This is a genomic window from Synechococcus sp. 65AY6A5 (assembly GCF_002760415.1).
Lineage (GTDB): Bacteria > Cyanobacteriota > Cyanobacteriia > Thermostichales > Thermostichaceae > Thermostichus.
Genome location: NZ_AXUW01000001.1, coordinates 93,200 through 107,440 on the forward strand (window position 1 = coordinate 93,200; position 14,241 = coordinate 107,440).

Consider the following 14,241-nt stretch of genomic DNA (forward strand, 5'->3'; position numbering starts at 1 on the left):
CGTGGATTGCTTGACTGGTGGGCACAGCATGGCAGGACACAGTAAATGGGCCAACATTAAACGGCAAAAAGCCCGCGTAGATGCTAGAAAAGGCAGCCTGTTTACCAAACTTTCCCGAGCCATCATTGTGGCAGCGCGCAGCGGCCTGCCAGACCCGGAAGCAAATTTTCGGCTGCGCTCAGCGGTGGAGAAAGCCAAAGCGGCAGGCATGCCCGCCGAGAACATTGAACGGGCCATCGCCAAGGGATCCGGCAACTGGGCCGACGACAGCCCCCTGGAGGAAATTCGCTACGAAGGCTACGGCCCTGGGGGGGTAGCTGTCTTAATCGAGGCCATGACCGATAACCGCAACCGCACGGCTGCCGAGGTGCGGGAGGCCTTCAGCAAAGTTGGCGGCAGCTTGGGGGAAAGCGGCTGCGTCAGCTGGCTGTTCCGGCAAAAAGGGGTGATTAGCCTAGAGGGGGTGACAGATCCCGAAGCTCTGCTGCTAGCGGTAGCCGAAGCAGGAGGGGAGGATCTCAAGGTGGAGGGAACCGCCGCAGAGGTCTATTGCGATTACACCCTGCTGGAGCAGGTGGCCACCTCCCTTAAAAAAGAGGGCTACCAGGTGCAAGAGGCGGCCATTCGCTGGATCCCCTCTACGGAGGTGCATGTGGAGGACCCCGAGACAGCCAAGCTGGTACTGACCCTCATGGAGCGGCTGGACCACTTGGATGATGTGCAAAATGTCTACGCCAACTTTGAGATCGACGAGGCATTGATGGAGAGCCTGGCCTAAAGGTTCTAGCGCAGCTTGACGGCGGTGCCGGCGGCGGTAACGAGGATCATGGTCGTGCTCATGTTGGTATGAATGCTAACGCCTAGGATGCCATTTGCTCCCAAACGTTTGGCTCGCTGCTCCAACTCTTCCAAAACCTTTTTCTGGGCATTCTCGAGAACTTCTTCATAGGTTCTTGTGCGTCCCCCGATGATGTTGCGGAGGCTAGCAAGGAAGTCCCGTAGAACATTGGTGCCATAAACTACTTCGGCGGTAACAATGCCCAAGTAACGCTCAACCTCTCTACCTTGGAGCACGTCTGTAGTGGTCAGCAGCATGGCTTGTTTCCGCGTCACCCCCTCACAAGCTAGCCAATCCTCTCCAAGGTGGCAAGCTCTCCAACCAAGTGGTGGGAGCTAGAATGAGCTACATCTAGGGCACCGTTTTTCAGCTAGCCAATGACAGCCCTAGTTCGCGTAGTGGGGAGCTTGAATCTGGACTTGGTGGTGCAGGTACCACGCCATCCCGGCCCTGGGGAAACGGTGCTGGGATCCGACTACGCCACCTACCCTGGGGGTAAGGGAGCCAACCAAGCGGTGGCAGCGGCACGGGCGGGAGCCCAGGTGGAGATGTGGGGGGCGGTGGGATCCGATGGCTTTGGCCGTTTCCTAAAGGAGAACTTGGATCAAAATGGCGTCGATACCCGCCATCTGCGAGAGCTGGAAGGGCCCAGCGGCATTGCCCTAATTACTGTGGATCGAGCAGGGCAAAACCGGATCGTGGTCAGCCCTGGGGCTAATGGTCGCTACACACCCGCCCATCTGCCCCCCTGGACAGCGGCAGCTCTGGTATTGTTGCAACTGGAAATCCCCTTGGCCACGGTGCAGGCGGTAGCCGAGCAGGCCTTTGCCCAAGGGATCCCCGTCCTGCTCAATCCAGCCCCTGTGGTGCCCCTGCCGGGATCCCTGTTGCGCCAGGTGCGCTACTTGGTGCTCAATGAAAGCGAAGCCGCTGCCCTTGCCCAATCTCCAGTGGAGACGCCAGCGCAAGCCGAAAAAGTGGCCCAAGCCTTGCAACAGCAGGGGATCCCGACAGTGATCATCACCTTGGGGGGAGCGGGCTTGGTCTGGGCCGATGGCGGAGAAAGCGGCTACCTGCCGGCCCACCCTGTGGCGGTAGTGGATACCACCGCTGCCGGCGACAGCTTCTGCGGCGCTTTGGCCGCCTGCCTGGCTGCTGGCAAATCCCTGAGGGAAGCCCTGCGGTTTGCCAATGCCGCTGCGGCCTTGTGTGTAACCCGCCCTGGCGCTCAGCCCAGTTTGCCCCACCGCGCCGAGATCGAGGCGTTTCTGGCCGCTTCAGGCTCTCACCGTCAATCCCCTTCCTAGGGGATTTTAGGCACGACATGCTACACGGAAAAGGCCTCTTGGCGGTGCTGCTGCAGCCGCTCCAGGCTGAGAGGGCCTTCGATGTGTTGCCAGGGAAGGGAATCCGCCGGATCCCAGTTGTGGTACACGTAGAAGTCCAGGGGCGGCAGTTGCCCTTTGAGCTCTTTGAAGGCGCGGCGGTAGCTGCCCAGGGAATCGCCCCACTGCCGTGCTAGCTGCAAAACCTGGGCCACCCGCCGATCCCCTCTTGAGATCAAGGCCTGGATGACCGACCAACTGTAGCTTTCCGGGCGGAACTCCACGCCCAGGGGGCGCAGGTGTTTTTGATACCACTGCAGCTTTTTCTCCGCCTGGGGATCCACCCCCTGCCACTGGAAGGGGGTGTGGGCCTTGGGCACAAAGGTGCTGCAGCCCAGGGTGAAGCGCAGGCGGGGAGCCACCTTCTTGAGCTCCTTGAAAAGAGCAACCGTGGCCTCCAGGTCGGCCTGGGTTTCCGCCGGGATCCCCACCATGCCGTAGAACTTGATCCCCTTCAGGCCGCCGGCCTGGGCGTGGGCAGCCGCCGCCAGGATCTCTTCGTTGGCCAGCTTTTTGTTGATGACCCGGCGCAGCCGCTCCGAGCCGCTTTCGATGGCCACGGTAATGGACTGGCTGCCGCGGCGGGAAAGCACTTGCGCCAAGCGAGGCGTAACCGTGCCCGTGCGCACCGAGGCCAGGCTAAGGCGCACCTGCTCAAAGCGATCCTGCGCCAGGTACTCCAGCAATTCCTCAAACTGGGGGTGCTGGGTTACCGAAGCCCCCAAAAGGCCAATCCGTTGGGTAACCTGCAGCCCCCGCTCCACCGCCGGGATCAGATGTCCCTCCACATCCGCTGCCCGAAAAGGCAATGTTAGATAGCTGGCCAGGCAAAAGCGGCACATCTCCGGACAACTGCGCACCACCTCCACCATGTAAATGCTCTCCCAGGCCGCCTTGGGGGTAACCACGGTGGACACCGAGAGGGTGTTGCCGCGGAAGGTGTGCTTGCGGATGGAGCTGGGGATCCCGTCCAGCTTGGGGATCACCTTCTCCACTGGGCCGTCGGGCCCGCGGTAGCGCACCTCGTAGAGGCTGGGCACGTAGATCCCCGGCACCTGGGCCAGCGCCTGCAGCTTTTCGGCGCGGGATCCCCGCCGTACCTGCCGATAGGTCTGGATCATCTGCTCCACCAGCCCCTCCCCGTCCCCCAGCAGGATCAAGTCAAAGAACGCAGCAAAGGGCTCAGGGTTGGCCGTCAACACCGGGCCGCCGCCGAAAACCAGGGGGTGCGCTTCTTCCCGCGCCTCGGCCTGGAGGGGGATCCTCTGTCGTTCCAGCAGATCCAGGATGTGGACGTAGTCCAGCTCCCAGGAGAGGGAAAAGCCCAGCAGCTCAGGATCCCGCGGCAGCGGCTCGGCCAGGTCGGTAAACAGGCGGGCGACCGACACATCACGGCGGCTGGCCAGCAGGCTCCAGATGACCTGGTAGCCGAGGCTGGTGATCCCCACCGAGTAGGTGTTGGGGAAAGCGTAGATCAGCCGCACCGCGTCGGGCTCGGGCGTGGCCGGGGTGAAGAGAAGCTGCTCGAGGGCAAAGTCTGAGGTGGCCAAGATCCCAGCGGCAACAAGAGCCTACTTTCCCAGCTTAATCGGGGTTTTGCCAGCCCGCCCCCAGGGCCAGGAAGGACGGCAAGATCGTCCAGAATAAGAGGGATCCCGACCTGCACCTGCCGATGACCTCTCCGCTCAACCAACGCATCCGCCGCTTCTACGATGCTTCCTCTGGCCTTTGGGAGCAGGTGTGGGGAGAGCACATGCACCACGGCTACTACGAGCCGGGCCAGACCGGCAAGGATCGCCGCCAAGCCCAGATCGATCTCATCGACCGAGTCATTCAATGGGGCCAGATCGGGGATCCCAAGCCCCCCCGGCACATCCTCGATCTCGGCTGTGGCATTGGGGGGAGCAGCCTGGAGCTGGCGCGGCGCTTTGGCGCCGAGGTAACAGGCATTACCCTCAGCCCTGTCCAGGCCCAGCGGGCCGAGGAGCGCGCTCAAGCAGCCGGCCTGAGCAACAGGGTGCGCTTTTGGGTGGCCGATGCCCTGGACATGCCCTTTGCCGACAACACCTTCGATCTGGTCTGGGCTCTGGAAAGCGGCGAGCACATGCCGGATAAGCGGCGGTTTCTGGCCGAGTGCTGGCGGGTCTTGCAGCCGGGCGGGCAGATGATGGTGGTTACCTGGTGCCACCGCGAGGGATCCCTGAGCCGCCAGGATGAGCGCCTTTTGCAGCAGATCTACGACGTGTACTGCCTGCCCTATGTCATCAGCTTGTCGGAGTATGAAGCGCTGGCCCACCAGGTGGGGTTCGAGCGGTTGCGCACCGCCGACTGGTCGGAGCGGGTGGCCCCCTTTTGGGACGAGGTGATCGCCTCGGCTCGCGATTGGCGGTGGATCCCGGCTTTGCTGCGCAGCGGCTGGGTCACCGTCCGTGGGGCGCTGGGGCTGGGCCTGATGCGGCGGGCCTATGCCAGCGGCTTGCTGCGCTTCGGCCTGCTGAGCGGCTTCAAGCCTGCAAGTTAGGGATCCCATACCCCCCTCTCCCTTGGGAGAGGGGCTGGGGGTGAGGGTAGCGGCGCTGGCCAAATACCAGGGAAAGTAGCTCAGAAGTCCGGCTGGGGCGGCGTTGCGCCGGCAAGTTCTAGGTACTTTTGCTTCACCGCCTGAATATCCTGCCACATCAGCCACTTGGGGCTGCCGGGGGTGCGGTCGGGGTTGCGCAGCAAATAGGCCGGGTGGAAAATCGGCATACACCAGCGCCCCTGCCACTGGATCCACTCGCCGCGGATCTTGGTGATGCCGCGCTTATCCCCCAAAAGAGAGCGCACCGAAGTGGCCCCCGTCAACAGAATGATCCAGGGATCCACCAGGCGAATCTGCTCCAGCAGATAGGGCCGACAGGCGTCCATCTCCTCCTGGGTGGGCACGCGGTTGTGGGGAGGGCGGCATTTGACCACGTTACAGATGTAGGTATCCTGCTCCGGATCTAGGCCCACCGAGGCCAGGATCTTGTCGAGCAACTGGCCCGACTTGCCCACAAAGGGCAGCCCCTGCAGATCCTCGTTTTCCCCCGGCCCTTCTCCGACGATCACGATCTTGGCCTTGGGGTTGCCGCGGTGCACCACCACGTGGGTACGGTTGGCCGCCAATTCACAGCGCTGGCAGACCCGGCAGTGCTGCTCCAGTTGTTCTAGTTCTCGATAGGTACCGGGGGGAATGGGCACCTGGGCCGAGAGCGGGATCTGATCCCATTGGGGAAGCGTCTCCGCAGCGGGGGCAGGTGGCTCTAGGGGATCGTCAAATAGGCTGGGCTGAAGCTCCGAGGATCTTTTCTTGGCAGCCATTGCAAGGTGAGGGATCCTTGTGCAGCGATCTTCGGCTGCTCCTCTGCCCTTGTCAAGCTTGGAGTCTCTTTCCCCAAAAGGGCAGCCTTTACGTCTTGTTAAACTGAGGGAACAAAAGGTGGCGGCATCTCAGCCTGCCCTTTCCCTCTTTTGAGTGCTCTCGGCCTCCTATGCTGCTTTTGTCCAAAGAACTGCCCAACCTCGACTATCGTCCCACCCTGCAGCGCTTCGACGAAGACTGGCGGGATCCCCTTGCAACTCTCTTAGGCTGGGGGCGGGCTGCTGGCGCCGACCTGGTGGAGATCTTCCTGGAGCGGGTTAACTCCATCAGCTGCCTGGCCGAAGACGACGCCATCACCAGCATCACCCCTCGGCTTGCCACTGGCGCCGGCGTGCGGGTGTTCCGCGGCCTGGCCGACTGCTACGTCAGCACCAACGATCTCTCCTTTGCCGGCCTCAAAGCCGCCCTGGAAAAAGGCCTGCTCTTGATGGGCCTTACCCCCCCAGGCCCTGCCGCCTTGGTCTCCCCTGTCAACTTGGGGATCTTGCAGGACTACGCCGAGCGCCGCCGCAAAGACGGCTGGCTCAAAGAATGCAGCTCCCTTGCCGAGATGGGGGAGATCTTGGGGCGGGCCAACGCAGAGCTCAAGCGGCAAGCTCACCACATCCAGTCCCGCCGCACCAACTACTTCCGCGACTGGCAGGAGATCCTGGTAGCCTGCAGCGACGGCACCTTTGTGCGCGACATCCGCCTTACCCAGTCGGTCAGCTCTACCCTGCTCTGTGCCGACGGGGATCATCGCGCTTCCGTTAGCCAGCGCGCGGGGGGCACCGGGGATCCCGACTTTTTGCGCCGCTGGGATCTTGTGGCCCACAGCCAGGAGCTGGCAGAGGCTGCCGGCCAGATGCTCTATGCCGACTACGTGGAATCGGGCACCTACCCCATTGTGATGTCCAACGCCTTTGGCGGCGTCATCTTCCACGAGGCCTGTGGGCATCTCTTGGAAACCACCCAAATTGAGCGCAAAACCACCCCCTTTGCCGACAAAAAAGGCCAGAAGATTGCCCACAAAAACCTCACCGCCTGGGACGAGGGGCTTTCCGAGGGGGCCTTTGGCAGCTTGGATGTGGACGACGAGGGCATGCCCGTCCAGCGCACTTTGCTCATTGAAAAGGGCATTTTGAAGAACTTCCTGGCCGACCGGGCCGGCTCGATGCGCACCGGCCATCCCCGCACCGGCAGCGGTCGCCGGCAAAACTACACCTTTGCCGCCGCCAGCCGCATGCGCAACACCTACATCGCCCCCGGCGACGCCGAACTGGACGACCTGTTTGCCTCTATCGACAAAGGCATCTACTGCAAGCGCATGGGGGGCGGCAGCGTCGGCCCCACCGGCCAATTTAACTTTGCCGTGGAAGAAGCCTATCTCATCCAAAACGGCAAGATCACCAAGCCCCTCAAGGGAGCCACTTTAATCGGGGAAGCCAAGGATATCCTGACCAAGATCTCCATGTGCTCCAAGGATCTCCGCCTGGCCCCTGGCTTCTGTGGTTCTGTCAGCGGCAGCATCTACGTCACCGTCGGCCAGCCCCACATCAAGGTGGACGCCATCACCGTGGGCGGGCGCTAGGCCCAGGGATCCCCCATGGCTTACGACAACGTCTGCAAGTACCTGGCAGAGCGCTTCCCGGAGCAGTTTGCCCGTTGGCTAGTGGGAGAAGTGGCTGAGCCGGTGCAAATGTTGCCCACAGAACTTTCGGAGGAACCTGTTCGAGCAGATTCTGTTATTTTGCTGGGGCTGCAGCAGGGCATTTTGCACCTGGAATTTCAAACAGATCCAGATCCTGAAATCCCCTTTCGCATGGCCGACTATCGGCTGCGCCTTTACCGGAAATATCCACAGCTACCTGTGCATCAGGTGGTGATTTATCTGCGCAAAACGACCTCGGAGCGAGTTTTCCAAACTTCCTTTCGCCTAGAACGGCTGAGCCACGAGTTTGAGGTCATTCGCCTGTGGGAATGCAACTTGCCAACCAACGTCGATTGGCCAGCCCTGCTGCCTTTTCGGGTCTTAAGCCAGGTGGAGGATCCTGTAGAAACCTTACGAGAAGTCGTTGCCGAGCTGGAGCGCTTGCCAGACCCCAGCAAGCAGCGAGAACTGGCAGCAGCAACAGCCGTTTTGGCGGGACTAGCATTGGATCGGGGTTTGATTCGGCAAATCATGAGGTCTTTGGATATGAGGGAATCGGTGATCTACCAGGAGTGGCGCTCGGAAGCTTTGCGGGAGGGGCTGGAAGCAGGGCGCAAAGAAGGTCTGCAACTGGGCCTGCAGCAAGGGCTGCAACAGGGATTGCAACAGGGATTGCAACAGGGACTGCAACAGGGACTGCAGCATGGAGAAGCAACGCTGGTTTTGCGGCTTTTGCGGCGGAAGCTGGGATCCCTTGACCCGGCCCTGGAAAACAGGATTTGGGCCTTGCCCCCGTCGCAACTGGAGGCGCTGGGGGAAGCGCTGCTGGATTTCAACAGCGTGGAGGACTTGACCGCCTGGCTGGCCCGTCGGTAGAGAAGGAATGACATGCTGCAAGTTGAACTCTTGGCCGAACAGGCGCAAAGGTGCGCCAAACACCTGGGGATCCCCCAGTTTGATCTCTACGGAGCCGCAGTGGATGAGACCAGCGTGCAGGTGGAGCAGGGGGAGCCCCGTCAGGTAAAAGCTTCTCACCGCTGCAGTGTGACGGTGCGGGCCTGGAACGACCAGGGCCAGGTAGGGGTGACCTCCACCACCGATGTGGACGAAGCAGGGCTGGAACTAGCTCTGCAGACGGCCTTTGAGGCCAGCCACTTCGGCGTGCGGGAACACGCGCCCCAATTCAGTCCAGAAGCGAAGCTGCCCATTCTCCAGCCCTGTAATGACAAAAGGCCCCTGGCGCTGGCCAGCGAGCTCCTAGATCAGCTGGTGGCTGCCGAGAAGGCTTTGCTGGGATCCCATCCCGCCATCCAGGGGGTGCCCTACAACGGCCTGGCCCAGCGACAGATCGACCGCTTTTACCTCAACAGCGACCAAGCTCTGCGCCAGGAGGGCCACACTCTGGCCTCGGTCTTTCTCTACGGCAAAGCAGAACAAGAAGGCCGCAAGCCCCGCAGCGCCGGCGCCATGCGGGTGGCCCGCAGCCTAGAGGAGCTGGATATCCAGGGGTGCGTAAAAGAAGCCGCCGAGAAGCTCATCAGCCACCTGGAGTACGCGCAGATCCCTTCGGGGAAATATACGGTGGTTTTTTCTGGGGAAGCTTTTTTAAGCCTGTTGGGGGCTTTCTCCAATCTCTTCAACGCCCAGAACATCTTGGACAACCAAAGCCTGTCCACCCCCGACTCGCTGGGCCAGCAGATTGCCTCGCCGCTGCTTTCGGTGTGTGACGATGCCTTGCACCCGACTAACGTAAGCGCGATTAGCTTTGACGGCGAAGGCACCCCCACCCGCCGCGTTTCCCTGATTACCAACGGAGTTCTGACCCACTTTTTGCACAGCGCTGGCACCGCCAAACGCCTGGGGGCCCAGCCCACGGGGCACGCCAATATCGGCGCCAAGGTGACGGTGGCAGCCCACTACTACCACGTCTTTGCCGGGGCTCCGCCAGAGAGCACCTACGACCTGGCCACGGCTGAAAATGTGGTCTGGATTGACGAGCTGCAGGCTCTCCATGCCGGAGTCAAGCCTCTGCAGGGATCCTTTTCCCTGCCCTTCCAGGGCTGGTGGGTGCGCCAGGGGGAGCGCATCAGCATCGAGGCGGCGACAGTAGCGGGGGATTTTCTAGCACTCTTGCAGTCCATTTTCTACGTCGAGCCGGAGCCACAAATCACTCCTAGTGGTCTGTGTCCCCGCATTTGGGTAGCCGATCTTTCCATCACCGGCCAATAGCCCCATGAAACTCACCCGCATCGACCTCAACAGTTGGCTAGTCCATACCCAGACCCAGACTTTCCTGCTGGATCCGTGGCTGGTGGATCCCTTGGTGTTCTTTGGCCTGCCCTGGTTCATCCGCCTGCAGCACCGCCAGATGCCGCCGTTCACGCCGGAAACCCTGCCCAAAATCGACGGTATCCTCCTCAGCCAAGGCCAACCCGACCACTGCCACCCCCCCACCCTGCAGCGGCTGGACAAGCAGATCCCGGTTTTCGCTTCTCCAACAGCCGCCAGGGTGGCGCGGAGCCTTGGCTTTATGAGGGTGCAGGCCCTGGATCCCTGGCAGTCCGTGCAGTGGGGAGATCTAGGCATCACAGCGGTTCCTGGCGCCCCCCTGGGGCCGGTGCGGGAACTGGGCTTTTTGCTGGAGGAGCTGCCGACCCAGACGCGGCTTTACTACGAGCCCCACCTTTCCCAACCGGATGTCCGCCCGCGGCTGCAGCAGGAGTTCACCCCCATCCACACCCTGCTGATCCCGGTGGTAGGGCAGATCTTTCCCTTCTTGGGCGAGGTGATCATGGGGCCGCAGCGGGCCCTGCAGGTGGTGGCCGCCCTGCGCCCGCAGCAGGTGATTCCCACCGCTATGGGAGAGGTGGACTACCACGGCTGGTTTGCCGCCCAGATCCGCCCCCTGGGGAGCCTAGAGGAGTTCCGGGAAAAGCTGGGATCCCTGAACGCTGCCACCGGCCAATCCATCCAGTTGTGCTGCCCTGCCCCGGGGGAGACGGTATCCCTTCCCGCTGAGGTTAAGACGTGAGCCCTCCTTCTCAGGCCGCCCCCGATCTCGTGGCCATCCTGCGGGCCGATTACGCCCGCTTTCCTTGCGATCAAACCTACTCCATCTACGATCCCCAAGTTTATTTTCGGGATCCCCTCAACGAGTTTCGCGGCCTGGATCGCTATCGGGCCATGGTCGAAAGCCTGGGACGCTGGCTGCAGGATATCCACCTCGAGCTGCACGACATCCACCAGAGCGGCAACCACATCCGCAGCGAGTGGACGCTGAGGGGATCCCTGGCTTTTTTGCCCTGGCGTCCCCGCCTGTGCGTCCCCGGCTGGACAGAAATCCAGATCAACGAAGCAGGGTTGATCGGATCCCACATCGACCACTGGCGCTGCTCCCGCTGGGAGGTGATGCTGCAGATTTTGGGAGTCGGGGCTGCCAAATGAGCTGACTGCCGGTCCACACCTCTGCTAGGATTACAAAGCTGACTTTTTAGGCTCGCTAAAAAGTCGTTTTCTCTCCTCTGGAGAGATGGCCGAGTGGTCGAAGGCGCAGCACTGGAAATGCTGTGTGGGGCAACTCACCGTGGGTTCGAATCCCACTCTCTCCGTCATCGAGGCCCGCCTCAGGTAGAAGCTGCAGGAGACCCCCTATATCCCTCCACCCCCCAGTCCCCTCGTGTGGCAGGATATGGCCAGTTGCTGAAACCTGAAGAAATTATGGCTTTGCAACTCACCAGCTCCGCTTTTTCCCACTCAGAATCCATCCCCTCCCGCTACACCTGTGATGGGGAAGATCTCTCTCCACCCCTAGCCTGGTCGGGGGCACCTTCGGAAACCCAGAGCTTTGCCCTAATCATGGATGACCCAGACGCGCCCAGGGGCACCTTTGTCCACTGGGTGGTCTACAACTTGCCCACCAGCGTTAGCAGCCTGCCAGAAGGGATCCGCGGCGATGCCGATTTGCCCCAGGGGGCTGTGCATGGGCAAAACAGTTGGGGGCGTAACGACTACGGTGGCCCTTGCCCTCCCAGCGGCACCCACCGCTACTTCTTCACCCTCTACGCCCTGGATCGGCAACTGTCTTTGGCTGCAGGGGCGACGAAGGAAGCCCTGCTGCAGGCTATGGAAGGCCACCTCCTTGCCCAGGCCCAACTGATGGGCACCTATCAAAGAAAAAGGTAGGGGATCCGCGGTTAAAGCCCCGGCTTGCCGCCGCGCCTAAGCCAGACAAGGGTTTGGCAGCTCCCTTCTGCCGACGAGTCCTAGGGGCAAGGGGATCCCCTTCGCTGGGAAGGGAGAACCTCAAGCAAGGGGCGCCCCCAGTCGGGAGCTGGGCCTTGCCGAAAGCAAATCCAACATCTCCGCTCTCCAAAAAATTTGCCCCGCCGCCGTTTTTCTACCCACGACAGGGATCCCCAGGTGGGCCTGCAACTGCCAGATCAAAGCGGGTTCTTCTTCTGGGGAGGAGGCCGACTCAGATTCCAGCAACACCCATCCCAGGCAGTGGGCCTTGGCTTGGTGAAGCAAGGCTGCAAAAGCGGCTCCCTGGCTGAGAGCAGCCTCTTGGGGCAGCGTCAAGAGCACGTCAAACCCCCAGGCATGGGCTAGGTCAGCCCAGGTTTGGCCGGGCCCTATCGGATCGGCCAGGCTGCCAGGCACCACCAGCAGCGGGGCCTTCTCTCCCTTCCAGGCAGCAATCTGCTGCCAGAGGGTTCTAAGCTGGGCTTCGGAAGGTCTGGGATCCACTTCGAGCAGGCCCCAAGGGCGTTGCACCGCCTGCTGCCAGGAGTCTGCCACTCCTGGTGCTGCCCGACTTCCAGGCCAGGTGTCTGCTACCATCACTCTCATGGTTCCCCCGTCTCGGCTTCCCAGAGGCTCAGAAACTCGGGTTGCACCTCAAAGCCAAACACCAAGGCCATGTCCCGCAGCATCGAGACAGATCCCAGTTTCTGCTGCTTAAACCAGCGCATCAGCACAAAAATCTTCTGGTAGACGAAGATCTCCAACGCCTCCGGGTTGTAGACGATCCCTTCGCGGGGGTTGAATTGGTGGGGCACCAGCATAGCGGCGTAGCGGGCCAGCTCGCCGCTGCGCCAATCGAGAAAGTAGGGCATCCAGGGGTAAACCGTATCCCAGCGGATGAACCACAGGCGCACTTCTGGGATCTCCGACAGCTCCCGCGGATCGTCGGGGCTGCGCGGCCAATCGATGGCGCACTGTACCTGCTGAGCGGCGCCAACGGGATCCGCCATCAAGGTTTTCACCAATTCATGGCCCGGGGTCAAATCCAAGGCCTGGATGGCTTTGGCAGGTAGGTGGAAGGTAATTGGCACGGCGACAAGCAATCGCTTTAACCCAGTCTTGATCCAGGCGAGGGCTTCCGCAAGCAAGATACCCCATCCGTCAACCCCTTGCAGCTTATCTCAGCTCTGGGCCATTCCCTCCTGCCAGCGGGATCCCCAGCCGAGCTAGGTCGAGGACAAAGCCTGCTGCCACCAAGAACACCTGATCTGCCAGCGGGGCCAGCTTTTGGGTGAGCTCTCCCATCCGATCGCGAAACCGACGCCCCAGCGGATAGGCGGGCACCACTCCCCAGCCTACCTCTTCTGAGACCAAGATCGCCTTTCCTGCCCAGCTCTGCAAGGCCGACAAGAAAGCGTCCACCAAGGGATCCCACTCCTCCGGGGAACACTCCAGACCCTGCGCCACCCAGCCGCCTAGAGAGTCCACCAGGGCACAACAGGGCTGAGACAGCTTTTGCAGGTCGGCCCCCAGGTCGGGCCCGGTTTCCCAGGTTTGCCAAGTGGGAGGACGCCGTTGCCGGTGCTGCTGAACCCGCTCCGCCCACTCTGGGTCGGCTTGGGGATCGGGCTTGGGGCCGGTGGCCAGATAGACGACCGGCAGGCCGGAAGCAGCCGCCAGGCTCTCCGCCAGCCGACTCTTGCCGCAGCGGGCAGGGCCACAGATAAGCACAATTGGCATTGCCTGAAGAGGAAAGTCTATTGCTAGAGTAGCTTGGCAGTCGGTAGACCCCCTACGCTTCTGCTTCAGTTGCCGTGCAAACCCTGGAACCCCCCTGCCTGGAGCTTGGGCATATTCTACTTAGGCTCACGTTTTGGAAATTGATCTTGGCAGACCCCAATCCAGCAGCCGGAGGTTTTATGGCCATCTGCATTGAACATAGTCCTCAACTGGAGGACAAAACGTACTTTGCCTACTACCAAGGCTTGGAACCATTTCCCTTGCTTACTGTCGGCCCCCTGACCTATGCAGTGGAGCTCTTCATTCATTGGATGGGAGAGCCTTCGCGGGTAAAGATTGGCCGCTGCTGCTCAATTGCAAAAGGGGTTCATTTTTTTGCAGGCTATGAGCACCACACTGAATGGGCAACTACTTATCCTTTTACTCATCTACCTGAGTTCTGGAGCGAACTGCGGGCTTTGGAAGGTCACCCTCTGACCCGGGGAGATATTCAGGTTGGGCATGACGTTTGGATCGGCTATGGCGCTATGATTCGCTCAGGGGTGACGATTGGAAACGGGGCGGTTGTTGGAATGGCTGCCGTGGTGACGAGAGACGTCCCGCCATATGCAGTTGTTGCAGGGGTGCCAGCCAAAGTCGTTCGCTACCGCTTTTCACCCGACGTCATCGAGCAGCTCAACCAGCTTGCTTGGTGGGATTGGCCTCTTGAAGCCATCAGAACCTCCGGGGTACTCCCGCCACAGCGCAGCTTGGCGGGCTGGAGGATAGGCGGTGAGACGAAGGGGTTCAATGCCCCTGAGTCTCACAATCTGGGCGTTGCCTGCTGCTCGACATACTTCTTCAACTCCTCAACGGTGACCCCACCACAAGAGGCAACAAAATAGGTCCCTGTCCAAAATACAGGCTTGCTGTAGAACCGTGCCACCTCTGTGGCGAACTCTTTGCGAATCAACCGGCTGGAGACTGTTTTCAGGTTGTTCACCAGCTTTGAGACCTGAACATC

17 protein-coding genes and 1 tRNA gene are annotated in these 14,241 nt (G+C 61.3%); 11 read left to right on the top strand and 7 right to left on the bottom strand.

Translation table 11 applies throughout. The annotated features are described in order from the left end of the window. Positions 1-28 precede the first annotated feature (28 nt). Positions 29-778, top strand: a complete 750-nt coding sequence (locus SYN65AY6A5_RS00400) for a YebC/PmpR family DNA-binding transcriptional regulator (protein WP_099883695.1) — start codon at positions 29-31, stop codon at positions 776-778. Positions 779-783: 5 nt separating this feature from the next. Here SYN65AY6A5_RS00400 and SYN65AY6A5_RS00405 read toward each other — a convergent pair whose 3' ends face one another. Next, positions 784-1,095, bottom strand: coding sequence for a YbjQ family protein (locus tag SYN65AY6A5_RS00405; RefSeq protein WP_099884462.1), 312 nt, complete (start codon positions 1,093-1,095; stop codon positions 784-786). A 120-nt stretch (positions 1,096-1,215) separates the two neighbouring features. Here SYN65AY6A5_RS00405 and rbsK point away from each other — a divergent pair, with 120 nt between their 5' ends. Continuing rightward, entirely contained in the window at positions 1,216-2,145 is a 930-nt protein-coding gene (gene rbsK, locus SYN65AY6A5_RS00410; RefSeq protein ID WP_099883697.1) for a ribokinase, read from the top strand. A 20-nt stretch (positions 2,146-2,165) separates the two neighbouring features. On the opposite strand, the gene SYN65AY6A5_RS00415 is transcribed toward rbsK, so the two are convergent. Further along, a complete protein-coding gene (locus SYN65AY6A5_RS00415) occupies positions 2,166-3,773 on the bottom strand; it encodes a radical SAM protein (protein WP_099883699.1) in 1,608 nt (535 codons plus the stop codon). Positions 3,774-3,895: 122 nt separating this feature from the next. Here SYN65AY6A5_RS00415 and SYN65AY6A5_RS00420 point away from each other — a divergent pair, with 122 nt between their 5' ends. Further along, entirely contained in the window at positions 3,896-4,744 is an 849-nt protein-coding gene (locus SYN65AY6A5_RS00420) for a methyltransferase domain-containing protein (protein WP_011431064.1), read from the top strand. An 80-nt stretch (positions 4,745-4,824) separates the two neighbouring features. Here the strand turns inward: SYN65AY6A5_RS00420 and SYN65AY6A5_RS00425 are convergent, their stop codons facing one another. Continuing rightward, positions 4,825-5,445, bottom strand: coding sequence for a uracil-DNA glycosylase (locus SYN65AY6A5_RS00425; protein ID WP_099813338.1), 621 nt, complete (start codon positions 5,443-5,445; stop codon positions 4,825-4,827). Between the two features lie 290 nt (positions 5,446-5,735). Between SYN65AY6A5_RS00425 and SYN65AY6A5_RS00430 the strand changes: the two genes are divergently transcribed. The 7 genes from SYN65AY6A5_RS00430 to SYN65AY6A5_RS00460 all read left to right on the top strand — a co-directional run bounded on the left by SYN65AY6A5_RS00430 (position 5,736) and on the right by SYN65AY6A5_RS00460 (position 11,438). Further along, complete coding sequence (locus SYN65AY6A5_RS00430) at positions 5,736-7,196, top strand: TldD/PmbA family protein (RefSeq protein WP_011431062.1); 1,461 nt, start codon at positions 5,736-5,738, stop codon at positions 7,194-7,196. A 15-nt stretch (positions 7,197-7,211) separates the two neighbouring features. Then, entirely contained in the window at positions 7,212-8,132 is a 921-nt protein-coding gene (locus SYN65AY6A5_RS13900; RefSeq protein ID WP_168174228.1) for a DUF4351 domain-containing protein, read from the top strand. A gap of 12 nt (positions 8,133-8,144) precedes the next feature. Continuing rightward, positions 8,145-9,485 (top strand): TldD/PmbA family protein, encoded by a 1,341-nt coding sequence (locus SYN65AY6A5_RS00440; protein WP_011431057.1) that lies wholly within the window; start codon positions 8,145-8,147, stop codon positions 9,483-9,485. A 4-nt stretch (positions 9,486-9,489) separates the two neighbouring features. Beyond that, positions 9,490-10,287 (top strand): MBL fold metallo-hydrolase, encoded by a 798-nt coding sequence (locus tag SYN65AY6A5_RS00445; protein WP_011431056.1) that lies wholly within the window; start codon positions 9,490-9,492, stop codon positions 10,285-10,287. Continuing rightward, the gene (locus SYN65AY6A5_RS00450) at positions 10,284-10,700 is read left to right on the top strand and encodes a DUF2358 domain-containing protein (protein ID WP_011431055.1); all 417 of its coding nucleotides are present in this window, start codon (positions 10,284-10,286) and stop codon (positions 10,698-10,700) included. The genes SYN65AY6A5_RS00445 and SYN65AY6A5_RS00450 overlap by 4 nt, the downstream gene beginning before the upstream one ends. A 79-nt stretch (positions 10,701-10,779) precedes the next feature. Continuing rightward, a tRNA-Ser gene (locus SYN65AY6A5_RS00455) sits at positions 10,780-10,864 on the top strand. 88 nt (positions 10,865-10,952) lie between these two features. Then, entirely contained in the window at positions 10,953-11,438 is a 486-nt protein-coding gene (locus tag SYN65AY6A5_RS00460) for a YbhB/YbcL family Raf kinase inhibitor-like protein (protein ID WP_240527831.1), read from the top strand. Positions 11,439-11,558: 120 nt separating this feature from the next. Here the strand turns inward: SYN65AY6A5_RS00460 and SYN65AY6A5_RS00465 are convergent, their stop codons facing one another. From SYN65AY6A5_RS00465 to cobU, 3 genes are all read right to left on the bottom strand, one after another. After that, a complete protein-coding gene (locus SYN65AY6A5_RS00465) occupies positions 11,559-12,053 on the bottom strand; it encodes a hypothetical protein (protein WP_240530954.1) in 495 nt (164 codons plus the stop codon). A 47-nt stretch (positions 12,054-12,100) separates the two neighbouring features. Then, a complete protein-coding gene (locus tag SYN65AY6A5_RS00470; protein ID WP_240527833.1) occupies positions 12,101-12,601 on the bottom strand; it encodes a CRR6 family NdhI maturation factor in 501 nt (166 codons plus the stop codon). Between the two features lie 73 nt (positions 12,602-12,674). Continuing rightward, positions 12,675-13,238: a bifunctional adenosylcobinamide kinase/adenosylcobinamide-phosphate guanylyltransferase gene (cobU, locus tag SYN65AY6A5_RS00475; protein WP_099835790.1), complete on the bottom strand. Its 564-nt coding sequence runs from the start codon at positions 13,236-13,238 to the stop codon at positions 12,675-12,677. Positions 13,239-13,417: 179 nt separating this feature from the next. On the opposite strand from cobU, the gene SYN65AY6A5_RS14620 reads away from it, so the two are divergent. Then, entirely contained in the window at positions 13,418-14,122 is a 705-nt protein-coding gene (locus SYN65AY6A5_RS14620; protein WP_168174229.1) for a CatB-related O-acetyltransferase, read from the top strand. On the opposite strand, the gene SYN65AY6A5_RS00485 is transcribed toward SYN65AY6A5_RS14620, so the two are convergent. Then, positions 14,041-14,241 (bottom strand): transposase (locus tag SYN65AY6A5_RS00485; RefSeq protein ID WP_143597118.1); only part of this gene is annotated, 201 nt, incomplete at its 5' end. The genes SYN65AY6A5_RS14620 and SYN65AY6A5_RS00485 overlap by 82 nt on opposite strands.